The organism is Mycobacterium sp. DBP42 (genome assembly GCF_005924235.1).
GTDB classification, from domain to species: domain Bacteria; phylum Actinomycetota; class Actinomycetes; order Mycobacteriales; family Mycobacteriaceae; genus Mycobacterium; species Mycobacterium syngnathidarum.
The window spans coordinates 1-18740 of sequence record NZ_VCMY01000039.1 but is presented as its reverse complement, the minus strand read 5'-3'; the positions used below and the strand labels follow the sequence as shown (position 1 = coordinate 18740).

General features: G+C 67.4%; 17 protein-coding genes. 13 read left to right on the top strand and 4 right to left on the bottom strand.

Translation table 11 applies throughout. The features are described from left to right. Positions 1–100: 100 nt before the first annotated feature. The 8 genes from argC to argH are packed head-to-tail and all read left to right on the top strand — an operon-like array spanning position 101 to position 8471. On the top strand, positions 101–1135 hold the full coding sequence (argC, locus tag E0T84_RS25330; protein WP_138745855.1) for an N-acetyl-gamma-glutamyl-phosphate reductase: 1035 nt from the start codon (positions 101–103) through the stop codon (positions 1133–1135). Then, the gene (gene argJ, locus E0T84_RS25325; protein WP_138745854.1) at positions 1132–2358 is read left to right on the top strand and encodes a bifunctional glutamate N-acetyltransferase/amino-acid acetyltransferase ArgJ; all 1227 of its coding nucleotides are present in this window, start codon (positions 1132–1134) and stop codon (positions 2356–2358) included. The genes argC and argJ overlap by 4 nt, the downstream gene beginning before the upstream one ends. Further along, entirely contained in the window at positions 2355–3233 is an 879-nt protein-coding gene (gene argB, locus E0T84_RS25320; RefSeq protein ID WP_138745853.1) for an acetylglutamate kinase, read from the top strand. Before argJ ends, argB begins: the two co-directional genes overlap by 4 nt. Before the next feature lie 26 nt (positions 3234–3259). Next, on the top strand, positions 3260–4405 hold the full coding sequence (locus tag E0T84_RS25315) for an acetylornithine transaminase (protein ID WP_249383751.1): 1146 nt from the start codon (positions 3260–3262) through the stop codon (positions 4403–4405). Beyond that, positions 4402–5328, top strand: a complete 927-nt coding sequence (gene argF, locus E0T84_RS25310) for an ornithine carbamoyltransferase (protein ID WP_138745851.1) — start codon at positions 4402–4404, stop codon at positions 5326–5328. Before E0T84_RS25315 ends, argF begins: the two co-directional genes overlap by 4 nt. A 1-nt stretch (position 5329) precedes the next feature. Then, positions 5330–5806, top strand: a complete 477-nt coding sequence (locus E0T84_RS25305; RefSeq protein ID WP_070185664.1) for an arginine repressor — start codon at positions 5330–5332, stop codon at positions 5804–5806. A gap of 23 nt (positions 5807–5829) precedes the next feature. Next, on the top strand, positions 5830–7029 hold the full coding sequence (locus tag E0T84_RS25300; protein ID WP_070185665.1) for an argininosuccinate synthase: 1200 nt from the start codon (positions 5830–5832) through the stop codon (positions 7027–7029). Between the two features lie 5 nt (positions 7030–7034). Further along, on the top strand, positions 7035–8471 hold the full coding sequence (gene argH / locus E0T84_RS25295) for an argininosuccinate lyase (RefSeq protein WP_138745850.1): 1437 nt from the start codon (positions 7035–7037) through the stop codon (positions 8469–8471). A gap of 2 nt (positions 8472–8473) precedes the next feature. Here argH and E0T84_RS25290 read toward each other — a convergent pair whose 3' ends face one another. Continuing rightward, a complete protein-coding gene (locus tag E0T84_RS25290) occupies positions 8474–10264 on the bottom strand; it encodes an ABC-F family ATP-binding cassette domain-containing protein (protein WP_138745849.1) in 1791 nt (596 codons plus the stop codon). A gap of 151 nt (positions 10265–10415) precedes the next feature. Between E0T84_RS25290 and E0T84_RS25285 the strand changes: the two genes are divergently transcribed. The 3 genes from E0T84_RS25285 to E0T84_RS25275 all read left to right on the top strand — a co-directional run bounded on the left by E0T84_RS25285 (position 10416) and on the right by E0T84_RS25275 (position 14228). Further along, the gene (locus E0T84_RS25285; protein ID WP_171055166.1) at positions 10416–13412 is read left to right on the top strand and encodes an acyl-CoA synthetase; all 2997 of its coding nucleotides are present in this window, start codon (positions 10416–10418) and stop codon (positions 13410–13412) included. 75 nt (positions 13413–13487) lie between these two features. Then, on the top strand, positions 13488–14000 hold the full coding sequence (locus E0T84_RS25280) for a hypothetical protein (RefSeq protein ID WP_138745847.1): 513 nt from the start codon (positions 13488–13490) through the stop codon (positions 13998–14000). Positions 14001–14009: 9 nt separating this feature from the next. Further along, a complete protein-coding gene (locus E0T84_RS25275) occupies positions 14010–14228 on the top strand; it encodes a Trm112 family protein (protein WP_138745846.1) in 219 nt (72 codons plus the stop codon). On the opposite strand, the gene E0T84_RS25270 is transcribed toward E0T84_RS25275, so the two are convergent. Genes E0T84_RS25270 through E0T84_RS25260 form a run of 3 tightly spaced genes read right to left on the bottom strand, consistent with a single transcriptional unit; the run spans position 14211 to position 16381 of the window. After that, positions 14211–14837, bottom strand: a complete 627-nt coding sequence (locus E0T84_RS25270; protein WP_070185669.1) for a TetR/AcrR family transcriptional regulator — start codon at positions 14835–14837, stop codon at positions 14211–14213. The two genes, E0T84_RS25275 and E0T84_RS25270, sit on opposite strands and share 18 nt — an antisense overlap. A gap of 6 nt (positions 14838–14843) precedes the next feature. Next, positions 14844–15671 carry an ABC transporter permease gene (locus tag E0T84_RS25265; protein ID WP_249383750.1) on the bottom strand — a complete coding sequence of 276 codons (828 nt, stop codon included), beginning with the start codon at positions 15669–15671 and terminating at the stop codon, positions 14844–14846. Beyond that, the gene (locus E0T84_RS25260) at positions 15596–16381 is read right to left on the bottom strand and encodes an ABC transporter ATP-binding protein (protein ID WP_138745845.1); all 786 of its coding nucleotides are present in this window, start codon (positions 16379–16381) and stop codon (positions 15596–15598) included. Before E0T84_RS25260 ends, E0T84_RS25265 begins: the two co-directional genes overlap by 76 nt. An 81-nt stretch (positions 16382–16462) precedes the next feature. On the opposite strand from E0T84_RS25260, the gene E0T84_RS25255 reads away from it, so the two are divergent. Further along, positions 16463–17074 (top strand): DNA-3-methyladenine glycosylase, encoded by a 612-nt coding sequence (locus E0T84_RS25255; RefSeq protein ID WP_138745876.1) that lies wholly within the window; start codon positions 16463–16465, stop codon positions 17072–17074. A gap of 27 nt (positions 17075–17101) precedes the next feature. Next, a complete protein-coding gene (tyrS, locus tag E0T84_RS25250; protein WP_171055162.1) occupies positions 17102–18388 on the top strand; it encodes a tyrosine--tRNA ligase in 1287 nt (428 codons plus the stop codon). The last annotated feature ends 352 nt before the right edge of the window (positions 18389–18740 follow it).

Genomic DNA, 18740 nt, shown 5'->3' with positions numbered 1-18740 from the left:
CCGAGCACTCCTTGATGCGATTCTGCGTCTGCTCGGCAGGGAAAACGGTCGCCGAATTAATGAGTTTGCATCTGCATGCATAACAATGCAGAATTGCCGGATGACTTCGATAGCGGTGGCCGGCGCCAGCGGCTACGCCGGCGGAGAGATCCTGCGATTGCTGCTCGGGCATCCGGCCTACGCTGACGGCCGGCTGACCATCGGGGCGTTGACCGCGGCCTCCAGTGCCGGCACCACCATGGCCGAACATCACCCGCACTTGCTGCCACTGGCCGCTCGCGTTCTGGAACCCACCGATGCGGCGGTGCTGGCCGGCCATGACGTGGTGTTCCTGGGCTTGCCGCACGGTCATTCCGCGGAGCTGGCCGAACAGCTGGGTCCCGACACCCTGATCATCGATTGTGGTGCCGACTTCCGGCTGACCGACGCCGCAGACTGGGAGAGGTTCTACGGTTCGGCACACGCCGGCAGCTGGCCCTACGGGCTGCCTGAACTGCCCGGCGGCCGGGACCGGCTCAAGGGCGCCAAGCGTGTCGCCGTCCCGGGCTGCTATCCGACCGCAGCCCTGCTGGCACTGCTGCCTGCGGTTGCTGCCGACCTCGTCGAGCCGGCTGTCACGGTGGTGGCGGTCAGCGGCACTTCCGGCGCAGGCAAGTCTGCCAAGGTGGACCTGCTGGGCGCGGAGGTGATCGGTTCGGCCCGCGCCTACAACATCGCGGGCAAGCACCGGCACACCCCGGAGATCGCGCAGGGGCTGCGGTCGGTGACCGACAAGGATGTCACCGTCTCGTTCACCCCCGTGTTGATCCCGACGGCTCGCGGCATCCTGGCCACCTGCACCGCACACACCGAGGCGTCGGCGGCCGAGGTGCGGGCGGCCTACGAAAAGGCTTACGACGCCGAGCCGTTCATTCACCTGCTGCCCGAAGGGCAACTGCCCAAGACTGGTTCGGTGATCGGTAGCAATGCCGCGCAGCTTGCCGTCGCGGTGGACGAACAGGCGAAGACACTGGTGGCGATCGCCGCCATAGACAACCTCACCAAGGGCACCGGGGGAGCCGCGGTGCAGTCGATGAACCTGGCGCTGGGCTGGCCGGAAACCGAAGGACTTTCGATCGTGGGAGTGGCACCGTGACCGAAGCGGCACAGACCGCCAAGCTGGTCCGCACACAGGGCGTCACCGCCCCGGCCGGCTTCCGGGCCGCCGGAATCGCGGCCGGTATCAAGGAATCTGGCGCCCCAGACCTGGCCCTGGTGTTCAACGAGGGGCCGGATTACGCCGCCGCGGGCGTGTTCACCCGCAACAAGATCAAGGCCGCGCCCGTGCAGTGGTCGCAGCAGGTGCTGGCCACGGGCAGGCTGCGTGCGGTGGTCCTGAACTCCGGTGGCGCCAATGCGTGCACCGGCCCGCTGGGCTTCCAGGACACCCACGCCACCGCCGAGGCCGTGGCCGGCGCGCTGAGCGACTGGGGCACCGAGACCGGCGCCATCGAGGTTGCGGTGTGCTCGACGGGCCTGATCGGTGACCGGCTGCCGATGGACAAGGTGCTGGCCGGGGTCACCGAGATCGTGCACGAGATCGCCGGCGGTCTGACCGGCGGCGACGATGCCGCGCGGGCCATCATGACCACCGACACCGTGCCGAAACAGGTTGCGCTGCACCATTCGGTGGAGTCCGGGGAGAACTGGACCCTGGGCGGGATGGCCAAGGGCGCGGGCATGCTGGCGCCGTCGCTGGCCACCATGCTGGTGGTGCTGACCACCGACGCCGTCGCTGACGCGGCCGCCCTGGAAATCGCGCTCAAGCGGGCCGCGAAGCTGACCTTCGACCGCCTCGACGTCGACGGCAGCTGCTCGACGAACGACACCGTGCTGCTGCTCGCGTCCGGCGCCAGCGAAATCGCCCCGAGCCAGGACGATCTCAACGAAGCCGTGCTGAGGGTCTGCGACGATCTGTGCGCGCAGCTGCAGGCCGATGCCGAAGGTGTCACCAAGCGGGTGGTCATCACCGTCGCCGGCGCCGAGACCGAGGACGACGCGCTGATCGCCGCGCGGGTGATCGCCCGCGACAGCCTGGTCAAGACCGCACTGTTCGGCTCCGACCCGAACTGGGGCCGGGTGCTGGCCGCCGTCGGCATCGCGCCGGTGAAGCTCGATCCGGAGCGGATCAGCGTGTCGTTCAACGGGTCTCCGGTCTGCATCGACGGCGCCGGCGCGCCCGGAGCGCGCGACGTCGACCTGTCGGGTGAGGACATCGTCGTGGTCGTGAACTTGGGCGTGGGTCCGCACGAGGCATCGATCAGGACCACCGACCTGTCGCACGCCTACGTCGAAGAGAACTCGGCGTACAGCTCATGAGCCAAGCGATCGAGCGCGGCGTCAAGGCCCAGGTGCTGGCTTCGGCTCTGCCGTGGCTCAAGCAGCTGCACGGCAAGATCGTCGTCGTCAAGTACGGCGGCAACGCCATGACCGATGACACCCTCAAGGCCGCTTTCGCCGCCGACATGGTGTTCCTGCGCAACTGCGGTATCCATCCCGTGGTGGTGCACGGTGGCGGTCCGCAGATCAGCGCGATGCTCAAGAAGCTCGGCATCGCAGGCGATTTCAAAGGTGGCTTCCGGGTGACCACCCCGGAGGTCCTCGATGTGGCGCGCATGGTGCTGTTCGGTCAGGTGGGCCGCGAACTGGTCAATCTGATCAACGCCCACGGCCCGTACGCGGTCGGCCTCACCGGTGAGGACGCGCACCTGTTCACCGCGGTGCGACGCAGCGTCACCGTGGACGGGGTGGCCACCGACATCGGGCTGGTCGGCGACGTCGAGCAGGTCAACGCCGACTCATTGCTGGATCTCATTGCCGCGGGCCGTATTCCGGTGGTCTCGACCATCGGACCCGATGTCGACGGTGTGGTGCACAACATCAATGCCGACACCGCCGCCGCGGCCCTGGCCGAAGCCCTGGGTGCCGAGAAACTGATCATGCTCACCGATGTGGAGGGTCTCTACACCGATTGGCCTGACCGCTCGTCGCTGGTCACCGAGATCGACACCGCGGCCCTGACCCAACTGCTCCCGTCACTCGAATCGGGCATGGTGCCCAAGATCGAGGCCTGCCTGCGGGCAGTGGAAGGCGGCGTGCCGAGCGCTCACGTGATCGACGGTCGCGTCGAACATTGCGTGCTCGTCGAACTTTTCACCGATGAGGGAACCGGAACCAAGGTGGTAAAACCGTGAGCCTGCAGGACCGCTGGGAAGCGGTGATGATGAACAACTACGGCACCCCGCCGTTGGCGCTGGCCAGCGGCGACGGCGTCGTGGTCACCGACACCGACGGAAAGTCCTATCTGGACCTGCTCGGCGGTATCGCGGTCAACCTGCTCGGCCACCGCCACCCCGCGGTCATCGAGGCCGTCACCACTCAGCTCGACACACTGGGCCACACCTCCAATCTGTATGCCACCGAACCGGGCATCGCGCTGGCCGAGGCGCTGGTCGGGCATCTGGGGGCTCAGGCACGGGTGTTCTTCTGCAACTCGGGCACCGAGGCCAACGAGGTCGCCTTCAAGATCACCCGGCTCACCGGCAAGACGAACATCGTTGCCGCCCAAGGCGCATTCCACGGCCGCACGATGGGGTCGCTGGCGCTGACCGGCCAGCCCGCCAAGCAGGCACCGTTCGAGCCCTTGCCGGGCAACGTCACCCACGTGCCGTACGGCGACGTGAATGCCCTTGCCGCGGTAGTAGACGACACCACTGCGGCAGTGTTCCTCGAACCGATCATGGGGGAGGGCGGCGTCGTCGTCCCGCCCGCCGGATACCTGGCAGCTGCGCGCGACATCACCACGAAGAACGGCGCGCTGCTCGTCCTCGACGAGGTGCAGACCGGCGTCGGGCGTACCGGCGCGTTCTACGCCCATCAGCACGACGGCATCACCCCCGACGTGGTCACCTTGGCCAAGGGCCTGGGCGGCGGGCTGCCGATCGGTGCCTGCCTGGCCATCGGCGCGGCGGGTGACCTGCTCACCCCGGGTCTGCACGGCAGCACCTTCGGCGGCAACCCGGTATGCACCGCCGCCGCGCTGGCGGTGCTCAAAGCACTGGCCGACGGTGACCTGATCGCGCGGGCCGGCGTCCTCGGCAAGACCCTGAGCCACGGCATCGAAGAGCTCGGTCATCCGCTCGTCGGCCACGTGCGCGGCAAGGGCTTGCTGCAAGGCGTGGTGCTGACCGCCCCCAGTGCCAAGGCCGTGGAGGCAGCGGCCCGCGACGCCGGTTTCCTCGTCAACGCCGCGGCCGCCGACGTCATCCGGCTGGCACCGCCCCTGATCATCACCGAGGGCCAGATCGAGACTTTCCTGTCCGCTCTGCCCGCCGTTCTCGACACCGCTGTGGAGGCTTCTGCATGACCATCCGGCATTTCCTGCGTGACGACGACCTGTCGCCCGACGAGCAGGCCGAGGTGCTCGCCTTGGCCGCCGAACTGAAGAAGGCACCGTTCTCCCGGCGCCCGCTGGAAGGCCCGCGCGGCGTCGCGGTGATCTTCGAGAAGAACTCGACCCGCACCCGGTTTTCGTTTGAGATGGGCATCGCCCAGCTCGGCGGCCACGCCGTGGTGGTCGACGGCCGCAGCACCCAGCTGGGGCGTGAGGAGACCCTCGAAGACACCGGTGCGGTGCTGTCCCGCTACGTCGATGCCATTGTGTGGCGGACCTTCGCCCAGGAGCGGCTCACTGCCATGGCAACCGGTGCTTCCGTCCCGATTGTCAATGCCCTGTCCGACGAGTTCCACCCCTGCCAGGTGCTGGCCGACCTGCAGACGCTGGCCGAGCGCCGGGGCGACCTCAACGGCCTGCGGATGACATACCTGGGCGACGGTGCCAACAACATGGCGCACTCGCTGATGCTGGGCGGGGTCACCGCGGGCATCCACGTCACCATCGCCGCGCCCGCCGGTTTCGAACCGGACCCGCACTTCGTCGACGCCGCCAAACGCCGCGCCGCCGAGACCGGCGCGACCGTCACCCTCACCGACGACGCGCAGGCCGGCGCCGACGGGGCCGACGTGCTCGTCACCGACACCTGGACCTCGATGGGCCAGGAGAACGACGGGCTGGACCGGGTGCGGCCGTTCCGGCCGTTCCAGGTCAACGCCGAACTGCTCAACCGGGCTGACCCGGAAGCCGTTGTGCTGCACTGCCTTCCGGCGCATCGCGGCCATGAGATCACCGACGAGGTGATCGACGGGCCCCAAAGTGCGGTGTTCGACGAGGCCGAGAACCGGCTCCACGCCCAGAAGGCCATGCTGGTGTGGCTGCTGGAGCGAGTCTGAGGTGAGCGCACCCACCCGCGCCGGCCGTCAGGCCCGCATCATCGCCCTGCTGTCGTCGCGGCAGGTGAGCAGCCAGACCGAGCTGGCCGCGCTGCTGGGCCAGGAGGGCATCGAGGTCACCCAGGCCACGCTGTCGCGGGACCTGGAGGAACTCGGCGCGGTGAAACTGCGCGGTGTTGAAGGTGGAGCCGGGGCGTACGTCATCCCCGAGGACGGGAGCCCGGTGCGGGGGGTGTCCGGTGGCACCGAACGTCTGACCCGCTTGTTGGGGGAGTTGCTGGTCTCGACCGACGCCAGCGCTAACCTTGCCGTGCTGCGCACCCCGCCCGGGGCGGCGCATTACCTGGCCAGCGCGCTCGATCGCGCCGCCCTGCCGTATGTGGTCGGCACCGTCGCCGGTGACGACACCATCCTGGTGGTGGCGCGCGACCCGATGACCGGGGCCGAACTTGTCAAAACCATCGAGAACTTGAAGTAGAGCCAAAAACAAGGAGATTGCTCATGTCCGAACGCGTCATCCTGGCGTACTCCGGAGGTCTGGACACCTCGGTCGCGATCAGCTGGATCGGCAAGGAGACCGGCAAAGAGGTCGTCGCCGTCGCCATCGATCTCGGCCAGGGCGGCGAGGACATGGACGTCGTACGCCAGCGCGCCCTGGACTGCGGTGCGGTCGAGGCGGTCGTGGTCGACGCCCGTGACGAGTTCGCCGACGAGTACTGCCTGCCGACCATCAAGGCGAATGCGCTCTACATGGACCGCTACCCGCTGGTGTCGGCCATCAGCCGGCCCCTGATCGTCAAGCATCTGGTCGACGCCGCGCGCAGCCACGGCGGCACCGTCGTCGCGCACGGCTGCACCGGCAAGGGCAATGACCAGGTGCGGTTCGAGGTCGGGTTCGCCTCCCTGGCGCCCGAACTGGACGTCATCGCGCCGGTTCGCGACTACGCCTGGACCCGCGAGAAGGCCATCGCGTTCGCCGAGGAGAACGCCATCCCGATCAACGTCACCAAGCGTTCGCCGTTCTCGATCGACCAGAACGTGTGGGGCCGCGCGGTGGAGACCGGGTTCCTCGAGGACCTGTGGAACGCCCCGACCAAGGACGTCTACGACTACACCCAGGATCCGACGGTCAACTTCAACGCTCCTGACGAGCTGATCATCAGCTTCGACAAGGGCCGCCCGGTGGCCATCGACGGTCGCCCGCTCAGCGTGCTGGAGATCATCCAGGAGCTCAACACCCGGGCCGGCGCCCAGGGCGTGGGCCGGCTCGATGTGGTCGAGGACCGGCTGGTCGGCATCAAGAGCCGGGAGATCTACGAGGCGCCGGGCGCGATGGTGCTGATCACGGCGCACACCGAGCTCGAGCACGTGACGCTGGAGCGCGAGCTGGGCCGGTACAAGCGCGGCGTGGACCAGAAGTGGGGCGAGCTGGCCTACGACGGCCTGTGGTTCAGCCCGCTGAAGCGCTCACTGGAGGCGTTCGTCGAGCACACCCAGCAGCACGTTTCCGGCGATATCCGGCTGGTCCTGCACGCCGGGGCGATCATCGTCAACGGCCGTCGTTCCGGTGAGTCGTTGTACGACTTCAACCTCGCCACCTACGACGAGGGCGACAGCTTCGACCAGAGCGCGGCCAAGGGCTTCGTGCAGCTGCACGGCCTGAGCTCCAAGATCTCGGCCAAGCGCGACCTGGGCCTGTAAGTGACATGAGCACCAACGACGGAAGCACCAACGAGGGATCGCTGTGGGGCGGCCGGTTCGCCGACGGTCCCTCGGCCGCCCTTGCCGCCCTGAGCAAGTCGACGCATTTCGACTGGGTGCTGGCGCCCTATGACATCACGGCCTCCAAGGCTCACGCCCGGGTGTTGCACCGGGCCGGGCTGCTCACCGATGAACAGCGCGACGGGTTGCTAGCGGGCCTGGACAGCCTGGGTTCCGACGTCGCCGACGGCAGTTTCGAGCCGCTGGTCACCGACGAGGACGTGCACGGTGCGCTGGAACGCGGCTTGATCGACCGGGTCGGACCCGATCTGGGCGGCAGGTTGCGCGCCGGTCGCTCCCGCAACGACCAGGTGGCCACGCTGTTCCGGATGTGGCTGCGCGACGCCGTCCGCCGGGTGGCCGACGGCGTGCTGGAAGTGGTCAACGCGCTGGCCACGCAGGCCGCTGCGCATCCGACGGCGATCATGCCCGGCAAGACCCACTTGCAGGCCGCCCAGCCGATCCTGCTCGCGCATCATCTGCTGGCCCACGCGCATCCGTTGCTGCGCAACGTCGACCGGCTCGCCGATTTCGACGATCGCACCGCGGTCTCGCCCTACGGTTCGGGAGCGCTGGCCGGCTCGTCGCTCGGCCTGGATCCCGACGCCATCGCCGAGGACCTCGGATTCGCCTCGGCGGCAGACAATTCCGTCGACGCCACCGCGGCGCGGGACTTCGCCGCCGAGGCGGCGTTCATCTTCGCCCAGATCGGGGTGGATCTGTCCCGGCTCGCCGAGGACATCATCCTGTGGAGCACCACCGAATTCGGCTATGTCACGCTGCACGACGCCTGGTCGACAGGCAGCTCGATCATGCCGCAGAAGAAGAACCCGGACATCGCCGAACTGGCCCGCGGCAAGTCCGGGCGGCTGATCGGCAACCTCACCGGTCTGCTGGCCACGCTCAAGGCGCAGCCACTGGCGTACAACCGGGACCTGCAGGAGGACAAGGAGCCGGTCTTCGATTCGGTGGCCCAGCTGGAGCTGCTGCTGCCGGCGATGGCCGGTCTGGTCGGCACGCTGACCTTCGACGAGGCCCGGATGGCCGCGCTGGCACCCGCCGGTTACACACTTGCCACCGATATCGCCGAATGGCTGGTCCGTCAGGGTGTTCCGTTCCGGGTTGCCCACGAGGCGGCGGGGGAGGCCGTGCGAGTCGCCGAGGCCCGCGGCGTCGGCCTCGACGAGCTCACCGACGACGAGTTCACCGCGATCAACCCCGCGCTGACCGCCCAGGTGCGCGAGGTCCTGACGGTCGAGGGTTCGGTGGACGCGCGCAGCGCACGTGGGGGCACCGCGCCGGTGCAGGTCGCCAAGCAGCTCGGCGTGGTGCGCGAGACCGCCGACCGGTTGCGCCACCGGCTGCGGCGAGTCCTCGGATAGACCTATTCGACGTGTTCGGACAGCTCCATCCAGCGGGCTTCGAACTCGGCGACCTGCGATTCCAGCTCGCGCAGTTCGCCGGTGAGCTTCCCCAGACCCACATGGTCGGACTGGTCGTGGGCGGCGAGTTCGTCGTGCTTGGTGGAGATCCGGTCGGCCAGCTTGGCCAGCGACCGGTCGATCGAGGCCATCTCCTTTTCGACGTTGCGCAGTTCGGCGCCGGACAATCCTTGCGCGGGAGGGGCTTCGGTGCGTGACACCGGTCCACTCGGCGCGCCGGTGGCCCGCTGCTCGGACAGCTTCAGATATTCGTCGACCCCGCCGGGCAGATGACGCAGCCGGCCGTCCAGGATGGCGTACTGCTGATCGGTGACGCGCTCAAGCAGATACCGATCGTGCGACACCACGATCAGTGTGCCCGGCCAGGAATCGAGCAGATCCTCGGTGGCGGTCAGCATGTCGGTGTCCACATCGTTGGTGGGCTCGTCGAGCACCAGCACGTTCGGCTCCGAGAGCACCACCAGCATGAGCTGCAGCCGGCGGCGTTGGCCACCGGACAGTTCGCCGACGCGGGTCGACAGTTGGTCGCGCGCGAAGCCGAGCCGCTCCAGCAGTTGGGCCGGGGTCAGGTCCTTACCGTCGATCTGATAGCTGGTCTGCAGCCGCCCGACCACTTCGCGGACCATGTCCCCGGCGACCGCATCGAGCTCGCTGGATTGCTGGTCGAGGATTGAAAGGCGCACGGTCTTACCGCGTTTGACCCGGCCGGAGGTCGGCGTCACGGTCCCCGCGATCAGGCCGAGCAGGGTGGATTTGCCGGCACCGTTCGCACCGACGATGCCGGTGCGCTCGCCCGGTCCGATGCGCCATTCGATATCGCGCAACACTTCTTGCTCAGAGCCCGGGTAGGCCACCGACACGTCGAGCAGGTCGATCACGTCCTTGCCCAGCCGCGCGGTCGCCAGCCGGGACAACTCCACGGTGTTGCGCAGCGGCGGTACATCGGAGATCAGGGCATTGGCCGCGTCGATCCGGAACTTGGGTTTGGAGGTGCGGGCCGGTGCGCCCCGACGCAACCAGGCCAGCTCCTTGCGCATCAGGTTCTGCCGCTTCGCTTCGATCGAGGCGGCCTGCCGATCGCGTTCCACGCGCTGCAGCACGTACGCCGCGTAGCCGCCCTCGAACGGCTCCACGATGCGGTCGTGCACCTCCCAGGTGGTGGTGGCGACCTCGTCGAGGAACCAGCGGTCGTGGGTGATCAGCAACAGTCCACCGGCGCCACGTGCCCACCGCTGCTTGATATGTCCCGCCAGCCACGTGATGCCCTGGATATCGAGATGGTTGGTCGGCTCGTCGAGCGCGATCACGTCCCAGTTGTCGATCAGCAGCGCGGCCAGTTGCACGCGTCGGCGCTGGCCGCCGGACAACGTCGACACGGGAGCGTCGAACGGGATGTCGGCAACCAGACCACCGATCACGTCACGGATCCGGGCGTCGCCGGCCCATTCGTGTTCGGGGCGGTCTCCGACCAGCGACCAGCCGACGGTGTGGTCGGGGTCGAGAGTGTCGGTCTGGTCCAGCGACCCCACTCGCAGGCCGCTGCGCCGGGTCACGCGGCCGCCGTGCGGGGCGATGCGCCCGGTGAGCATGCCCAGCAGGGTGGACTTTCCGTCGCCGTTGCGGCCGACGATGCCGATCCGGTCGCCTTCGCTGACGCCGACGGTGACCGCGTCGAACACCACCCCGGTGGGGTACTCCAGATGCAGGGTTTCGCCCCCGAGCAGGTGTGCCATCGCCGCCGACCCTATCGTTCGGCGGCCCCGGGACCGGCACCGCATCGGGCCACACTCGGCCTGTCGACGATCGAGTCGGTGATCGGTTGCTGTTGTGCCATGATGACCTCGTCAATCGGGGGTCGGGGTGATTTGCGATGTGGGGAGCAAGCTGGTGGATTTCTCGGCAGTGACCAAACCGGTCGAGCGGTTGCTGGCGACCGCGCAGAACGGTCTGGAGGTGCTGCGCTACGGGGGCCTGGAGACCGGTTCGGTCCCATCGCCCTTCCAGATCATCCAGAGCGTGCCGATGTACCGGCTGCGGCGGTATTTCCCACCCGACGCCCGCCCGGGTGCCCAGAATCCGCGCCCGCCGGTGCTGATGGTGCATCCGATGATGATGTCGGCCGACATGTGGGACGTGACGCGCGACGACGGGGCGGTCGGCATCCTGCACGCCGCGGGCATCGACCCGTGGGTCATCGACTTCGGCTCGCCCGACAAGGTCGAGGGCGGGATGCAACGAAACCTGGCCGACCACGTGGTGGCGTTGTCGGAGGCCATCGACATCGTCAAGGAGGTCACCGGGTGCGACGTGCATCTGGCCGGCTACTCGCAGGGCGGGATGTTCGCCTACCAGGCCGCGGCCTACCGGCGGTCCAAGGATCTGGCGAGCATCATCGCCTTCGGCTCACCGGTGGACACCCTGGCCGCACTGCCGATGAACCTTCCGGCCGGGGTCGCTGCGGGCGCCGCGGACTTCATGGCCGACCACGTCTTCAGCCGCATCGACATCCCGGGCTGGTTGGCGCGCACCGGATTCCAGATGCTCGACCCGATCAAGACGGCCCAGTCACGCTTCGAGTTTCTGCGTCAGCTCCACGACCGGGAGGCCTTGCTGCCACGCGAACAACAGCGCCGCTTCCTGTCATCGGAGGGGTGGATCGCCTGGTCCGGGCCGGCGATCTCCGAACTGCTCAAGCAGTTCATCGCACACAACCGCATGATCACCGGCGGCTTCTCCATCCACGGTGACCTCGTCACGCTGTCCGACATCAATTGCCCGATTCTGGCTGTGATCGGTGAGGTCGATGACATCGGCCAACCGGCTGCCGTGCGCGGCATCAAGCGTGCCTCGCCGGACGCTGACGTCTACGAATATCTGATCAGGGCAGGACATTTCGGTCTGGTGGTGGGATCGAAGGCCTCCACCCAGACCTGGCCGACGGTGGCGCAATGGGTGAAATGGCTTGGCGGAGAACAGATGCCCGAAGGTGTCGTTCCGATGGGATCGCAGCCGGCAGATCACCCCGAAGGCGGCGTGTCGTTCTCGACCCGTGTCACCCACGGAGCCACCGCAGCCACCGAGATGGCCTTCGGGGTGGCCCGCTCGGCCGCCGATGCGCTGGTGACGGCGAACAAGAACGCCCGGACCCTGGTCATCGAGACGGCTCGCACCTTGCCGCGCCTGGCCCGGTTGGGACAGGTCAACGATCACACCCGGATCTCGCTCGGCCGGATCATGAGCGAGCAGGCGCGCAGCGCGCCCAACGGTGAGGCGTTGCTTTTCGACGGTCGCGTGCACACCTACGAGGCGGTGGACCGCCGCATCAACAATGTGGTGCACGGTCTGATCGACGTCGGGGTTCGCCAGGGTGCCCGGGTCGGTGTCCTGATGGACACCCGGCCCAGCGCGCTGGTCGCGATCGCGGCGCTGTCCCGGTTGGGTGCGGTGGCCGTGCTGCTGCCCGAAGCCGATCTGGCCGAGGCGGCCCGCCTCGGCGGGGTGGCCGAGATCATCGCCGATCCCAGCCACCTCGAGGTGGCCCGCAAGCTCGACACGCGGGTGCTGGTCCTCGGTGGTGGCGAGAGCCGTGATCTGCACCTGGACAAATACGATGCCGACGGCGCGTCGGTTGTCGACATGGAGAAGATCAACCCCGACGTCGTCGAGCTGCCCGGCTGGTATCGGCCCAACCCGGGCTTGGCCCGCGACCTGGCGTTCGTGGCGTTCAGCGAGGTCGGCGGCGAACTGGTGGCCCGTCAGATCACGAACTTCCGGTGGGCGCTGTCGGCGTTCGGCACCGCGTCGGCCGCCAATCTGGGCCGCGGTGACACGGTCTACTGCTTGACCCCGCTGCATCACCAGTCGGGCCTGCTGGTCAGCCTTGGTGGCGCGGTGGTCGGTGGCTCGCGCATCGCGCTGTCCCGTGGACTGCAACCCGACCGGTTCCTTCAGGAGATCCGGCAGTACGGCGTCACGGTCGTGTCCTACACCTGGGCCATGCTGCGCGAGGTCATCGACGATCCGTCGTTCTCGCTGACCGGCAGTCATCCGGTCCGGTTGTTCATCGGCTCCGGTATGCCGGCCGGGCTGTGGAAGCGCGTGGTCGATGTGTTCGAACCGGCCCAGGTGGTGGAGTTCTTCGCCACCACCGACGGACAGGCCGTGCTGGCCAATGTCTCGGGCGCCAAGATCGGCAGCAAGGGTCGTCCGCTGCCGGGCAGCGGCACCGTCGAACTCGCTGCCTACGATGCCGACGACGACCTGATCCTGGAGGACGAGCAAGGCTTTGTCCGCAAGGCCGAGGCCAACGAAGTGGGTGTGCTCCTGGCTCACCCGCGTGGCCCGGTGGATCCGACCGCCGTGGTCAAACGGGGTGTGTTCGCGCCGGCCGATACCTGGGTGTCCACCGAATTCCTGTTCCGTCGTGACGAGGACGGTGACTACTGGCTGGTGGACAACCGTGGTGCGGTGATCCGCACCGCGCGTGGGCCGGTGTTCGCGACGAGCGTCAACGACGCGGTCGGGCGCCTCGACGCGGTCGACATGTCGGTGACGTACGGCGTCGAGGAATCGGGCCGTCAGTTGGCGGTGACGGCCCTGGCACTGCGGCCCGGCGGTAGCGTCCCGACGGCCGATCTCACCCACGCCCTGGACGATCTGGCCGCGGGTTGTCCGCCGGACGTGGTGCACGTGGTGGCCGACATGGAGCTCGGAGCCTCATACCGCCCGGTGATCGGTCCGCTGCGGGCCGCGGGCATCCCGAAACCGGGTCGGCGTAACTGCTGGTACTTCGATGCCGATACAGGTACGTACAAGAAATTGACTGCGGCCAGCCGGGCCGAACTCATCGCGGGTGGCGACGACGAACCGGAGACCGACTAGGCCGGTTTGTCGGCGGCGTGCCGGGGCGGCAACGCGCTGTTACGCTCCGGCAGACGGCGAACGACTGGAGGATCGATGGCTTCGGGATCGGGTGTGCACAGCTGGCGTCGGGTGGTCGGCGTCGCGGTGACGGGTGGTGCGCTGGTCGTGGGGCTGGGTGCGCCGACGGCCGCGGCGGATCCCGCCGAGCCCACATCTCAGGCGGATGCGCCGGCGCCGCAGATGACGGCCGACGAAGCGTTGTCCATCGTCGCCAAGGACTATGACACCGGTGAGGGTGGTGGACAGATCTCGACGCTGATCCACGACATCTTGAAGCTGCGTCAGCAGGGCTACAAGCCGTCGAACGCCAACCGTGAGGCCATCACCGAAGCGCTCGACAAGCGCCCCAATCAGGTGCCGCTGATCAAAGCGCTCAAGAGCACATTGGCCTACCAGCGCAAGCTGCAGGCCCAGTCGAACGCGCAGATTTCGCGAGGCGGTGTCAATCCCGGTGTCGGGCAGTTCCCGGGTGGCATCGCGCCGATTCCGGGTGGCGCGGGGGCCCAGCCCGGACCTAGTGGCGGCATCCAAATTCCGCTGGGCTAGCTTCACGTGGTGGTCGACGACAAGCTTCTGAGCATCCTGGTCTGCCCGCAGGATCGCGGGCCGCTGCTGCTCGCGGGAACGGACTGGCTCTACAACCCACGGCTGCGGCGCGCCTACCGGATCGAGGACGGTATCCCGGTGCTCTTGGTCGACGAGGCAGTGGCCATCGATGACGACGCCGAGCATCAGCGCCTGCTGGAACTGGCCGGGTCAGGGGAGTCCGGGTAGGTCACCGGTCAAGTAGCGCTGCAGGGTCGGAGCGATGGTTTCGACGATCTGCTCCACCGGCAGCGTCGCGAAAGGCTCCAGCTCCAGGATGTAGCGCGCCATCGCGACCCCGACCAGTTGCGAGGCGACGAACTGGATGCGCACGCGGGAGCTACCGGGCGGGTCGTCGACGCGCGGCCCGATTTCTCCGATGATCACCTCCTGCAGGAACGACCGCACGAGCGATACGTCGTTGCCTGCCAGGATGGAACGCAAAGTCGCCACGAACCCTTTGCCGATCTCGGAATCCCACAGCGGCAACAAGATTGACGGCAGCGTGTGGCCGATTTGTTCGACCGGAACCTCGTTGAGCCGTCCGATGACGGTCATGGGATCGATCGGAATGTGAATCGCGGCGGCGAACAGTTGGGTTTTCGTGCCGAAGTAGTGATGCACCAGGGCGGCGTCAACCCCGGCGTCGGCCGCGATGGCGCGAATCGATGTCTTGTCGATTCCGTTGCGGGCGAACAATTCCCGCGCACTGGCCAAGATGCGCTCACGTCGGTCCGACGGCCCCGAGGGACGGCCCCGGCGTTTGCGTTCCTGGCCGGAATCGATGTCGGTGCTCATGGTTTCCTAAGGTGTTCGGCGACGCAGGGTGGCCGCAGCCAGACACAATGCCACGACGGCGAACCCTACGACGATCGCGATGTCGCGGGCGGCGATCGCGGTCAGCTCAGGATGGGCGCCAACCTGCTGCAGTGCTTCGAGCGCATAGCTGGCGGGAAGCACGTTGCTGATCCACTGCAGCCATTCCGGCAGCGCGGCGCGCGGCACGATGATGCCGCACAACAGCAGCTGCGGGGCGATCACCACGGGCATGAACTGCACTGCCTGGAACTCGGTGCGGGCGAACGCGCTGCACAGCAGGCCCAGACCCACGCCCAGCACGGCGTTGATGATCGCGATGAGAAACACCAGGGCGGGGCTGCCGGCGGTGTCGAATCCGAGGAGCCAGAACGAGACGATGCAGGCCAGGGTGGCTTGGGCGGCGGCAGCGATCGAGAAGGCGGTGCCGTAGGCGGCCAGCAGATCGAAGCGGCGAAGGGGCGTGGTCAGGATGCGCTCAAGGGTTCCCGACACGCGTTCGCGCTGCATGGTGATCGAGGTGATCAGGAACATCACGATCAGGGGGAAGACGCCGAGCATGATCAGGCAGGCGTTGTTGAACGGCGACGGATGTCCCGGTGCCTGCGGCGCGTTCTGGAACATGAAGTACATCAGGGTGATGATGAGGCTGGGCACCACCAGGATCATTGCCACGCTGCGGTGGTCGGCGGCCAGTTGCCGCAGGATCCGGCCGGTGGTGGCCAGGTATGCCGCCGGGCTCAGCCGGCCGGGTTGGCCGCGCCTGGGTCGCTGCGCCGGATGACGGTGAGAAACGCTTCCTCCAGAGACGTGCATGAGGTGTCCTTCCGTAGCCGGTCGGGAGTGGTGTGGGCGAGCAGTCGACCTTCACGCATGAGCAGCAGGTCGCCGCAGTGATCGGCCTCGTCCATGACATGGCTGGAGACCAGCAGCGTGGTGCCGCGCCGCGACAGATCGTTGAACTGTTCCCAAAGGTCCACCCGCAGCACCGGGTCCAGGCCGACGGTGGGTTCGTCCAGCACCAGCAGTTCGGGTTCGGCCACCAGCGCGCAGGCGAGAGAGGCCCGGGTCCGTTGGCCACCGGAGAGATTGCCGCAATATGCGGTGCGGTGATCCTCGAGGCCGACCGAGCGGATCGCGGCGGCCACCGAGGCCGCTGACGTTCCGTACAGCGCGGCGAAGTACCGCACATTGTCGATCACCCGCAGGTCGTCGTAGATGGTCGGATCCTGCGTGACGTATCCGACGCGATGGCGCAGCGGCGCCGAACCGGCCGGGTGCCCGAGCACCGTGACGGTACCGGCCGCGACGATCTGTGTCCCGACGATGCAGCGCATGAGGGTGGATTTGCCGCAGCCCGACGGGCCGAGAAGGCCGGTGATGGTGCCGCCGGCGATCTGGACGGTGAGGTCGCGGATCGCGGGCCGGCCACCCCGGCTGACCTGCAGTCCGGCGATGTCGATGGCCGGGGGAGCACCCCCGGTAGGGGAATCCACGGAGAATTCATCAACCGATGAAGTCATCATGTGATGAATAATGCGCCCGGGATCTGGCCGGTGTCAACGGTGGTTTTTGCGAAGTGCAGAATCGCTCGGGTGGGCTTGCAGATGGGCGCCGAGCTGTTGACTGGTGACCCCTTGCTCGCGGCCCGTCGTCTGTTGGGGGCCGAGCTGATCGGTCGCGGAGTCAGCGCCGTCATCGTGGAGGTCGAGGCTTACGGCGGCCCACCCGACGGACCTTGGCCCGATGCCGCATCGCATTCGTTCCGGGGCGCCGGCGGTCGCAATCTCGTGATGTTCGGACCGCCCGGGCATCTGTACACCTACCGCAGCCATGGCATTCATGTCTGCGCGAACGTGGTCTGTGGATTCGACGGCGTCGCCGGTGCGGTGCTGCTGCGAGCCGCTGCGGTGTATGCGGGCGCCGACGTCGCAAACCGTCGCCGTGGACCGGCCATCCTGCCGGCCGCGCTGGCGCGAGGCCCGGGGAACCTGTGCTCTGCCCTGGGAATCACCATGGACGACAACGGAATTGACCTTTTCGATGTCGACAGTCCGGTGCAGTTGGCGCTAACTGATCCGGTTACGGCGGTCGCCGGACCCCGGGTCGGCGTGAGCAAGGCTGCCGACCGTAGGTGGCGGTTGTGGCTGGCCGACAGGGCAGAGGTGTCGGCGTATCGGCGCAGTCCACGTGCCCCGGCGCCCGGCTCCAGTGACTGATGTCGGCCATGCGGCATGATCGTCGTCATGAGCATGGGAATCCTCGATGAGCTGGACTGGCGTGGGCTGATCGCGCAGTCGACCGACCGCGACGCGCTGGCGAATGACCTGGCCAAGGGACCCATGACCGTCTACTCGGGTTTCGACCCGACGGCGCCCAGCCTGCACGCGGGGCACTTGGTCCCGCTGCTCACGCTGCGGCGGTTCCAGCGTGCCGGCCACCGGCCGATCGTGCTCGCCGGCGGCGCCACCGGGATGATCGGCGACCCTCGCGATACCGGCGAACGCACGCTGAACACCGCTGACACGGTCGCGGACTGGGCCGGCCGGATCCGCGGGCAGCTCGAACGGTTCGTCGAATTCGACGACACCCCGACCGGCGCCATCGTGGAGAACAACCTGAACTGGACCGGCCAGCTCTCGGCCATCGAGTTCCTGCGTGACCTGGGCAAATACTTCTCGGTGAACGTGATGCTGGACCGGGAGACCGTCCGGCGCCGGCTGGAGGGCGAAGGCATCTCCTACACCGAATTCAGTTACATGCTGCTTCAGGCAAATGACTTCGTAGAACTGCATCAGCGGCATGGCTGCGCGTTGCAGATCGGTGGTTCCGATCAGTGGGGCAACATCGTGGCCGGCGCGCGCCTGGTGCGTCAGAAGCTGGGCGCCACCGTGCATGCCATGACAACTCCGCTGGTCACCGACTCCGAGGGCAAGAAGTTCGGCAAGTCGACCGGCGGCGGCAACCTCTGGCTCGATCCCGAGATGACCAGCCCGTACGCCTGGTACCAGTACTTCGTGAACACCGCCGATGCCGACGTCATCGGGTACCTGCGGTGGTTCACCTTCCTGACCTCGGATGAGATCGTCGATCTCGAGGACGCCACCCAGAATCGTGCCCATGAGCGCGCCGCGCAGAGGCGGCTGGCCAGGGAACTCACCACGTTGGTACACGGGGAAGGCGCGACGACGGCAGTCGAGCTGGCCAGCCAGGCGTTGTTCGGCCGGGCCGAGTTGACCGACCTCGACGAACCCACCCTCGGCGCCGCGTTGCGTGAAGCCAGTAGTGGACAGGTCGCCGAGCTGAAGCCGGGAGGCCCGGATTCGATCGTCGATCTGTTGGTCGGCACGGGGTTGGCGGCCAGCAAGGGCGCCGCCCGCCGCAACGTTGCCGAGGGCGGCGTCTACGTGAACAACAAGCGGATTGAAAGCGACGAGTGGATACCACAGCATTCCGATTTTCTGCATGAGCGCTGGCTCGTGTTGCGACGTGGCAAGCGGCACATTGCAGGGGTCGAGCGCGTGGGCGCCTAGGCCGATCGTCGACCCGGCTCTGACCTGGGGAAACATCGGAGCCACCAGGCGATTTGACTCGCTGTTGGTGCTCACGTAACTTATTCCAGGTCAGAGCGACACGGACAAGCGCCGGAGAGCGAAGACAAAATCCGAGAGAGACACCCATTACGGTGGGTCTTCTCACTGCCCGCAGCAAGTTCAGCGGCTTTTAGCCGCGGGATTTCTGCGCGGCAAACTCGGGCGTGTTGTTTGAGAACTCAATAGTGTGTTTGGTGGTTTTTGTTTGTTGTTTTTTGCCATTCATCTTGGGGGACTCCCCGTCTTCCGTTCTTGGTGGGTGGTTTTGTTTTTTTGATGCCAGTTTGTTTGG

What these genes read in the sequence shown, in the direction of transcription:
- argC (WP_138745855.1), top strand. Translation starts at nt 101, where the DNA reads ATGACTTCGATAGCGGTGGCCGGCGCCAGCGGCTACGCCGGCGGAGAG.
- argB (WP_138745853.1), top strand. Translation starts at nt 2,355, where the DNA reads ATGAGCCAAGCGATCGAGCGCGGCGTCAAGGCCCAGGTGCTGGCTTCG.
- E0T84_RS25315 (WP_249383751.1), top strand. Translation starts at nt 3,260, where the DNA reads ATGATGAACAACTACGGCACCCCGCCGTTGGCGCTGGCCAGCGGCGAC.
- argF (WP_138745851.1), top strand. Translation starts at nt 4,402, where the DNA reads ATGACCATCCGGCATTTCCTGCGTGACGACGACCTGTCGCCCGACGAG.
- E0T84_RS25300 (WP_070185665.1), top strand. Translation starts at nt 5,830, where the DNA reads ATGTCCGAACGCGTCATCCTGGCGTACTCCGGAGGTCTGGACACCTCG.
- argH (WP_138745850.1), top strand. Translation starts at nt 7,035, where the DNA reads ATGAGCACCAACGACGGAAGCACCAACGAGGGATCGCTGTGGGGCGGC.
- E0T84_RS25290 (WP_138745849.1), bottom strand. Translation starts at nt 10,264, where the DNA reads ATGGCACACCTGCTCGGGGGCGAAACCCTGCATCTGGAGTACCCCACC.
- E0T84_RS25280 (WP_138745847.1), top strand. Translation starts at nt 13,488, where the DNA reads ATGGCTTCGGGATCGGGTGTGCACAGCTGGCGTCGGGTGGTCGGCGTC.
- E0T84_RS25270 (WP_070185669.1), bottom strand. Translation starts at nt 14,837, where the DNA reads ATGAGCACCGACATCGATTCCGGCCAGGAACGCAAACGCCGGGGCCGT.
- E0T84_RS25265 (WP_249383750.1), bottom strand. Translation starts at nt 15,671, where the DNA reads ATGCACGTCTCTGGAGGAAGCGTTTCTCACCGTCATCCGGCGCAGCGA.
- E0T84_RS25260 (WP_138745845.1), bottom strand. Translation starts at nt 16,381, where the DNA reads ATGATGACTTCATCGGTTGATGAATTCTCCGTGGATTCCCCTACCGGG.
- E0T84_RS25255 (WP_138745876.1), top strand. Translation starts at nt 16,463, where the DNA reads ATGGGCGCCGAGCTGTTGACTGGTGACCCCTTGCTCGCGGCCCGTCGT.
- tyrS (WP_171055162.1), top strand. Translation starts at nt 17,102, where the DNA reads ATGAGCATGGGAATCCTCGATGAGCTGGACTGGCGTGGGCTGATCGCG.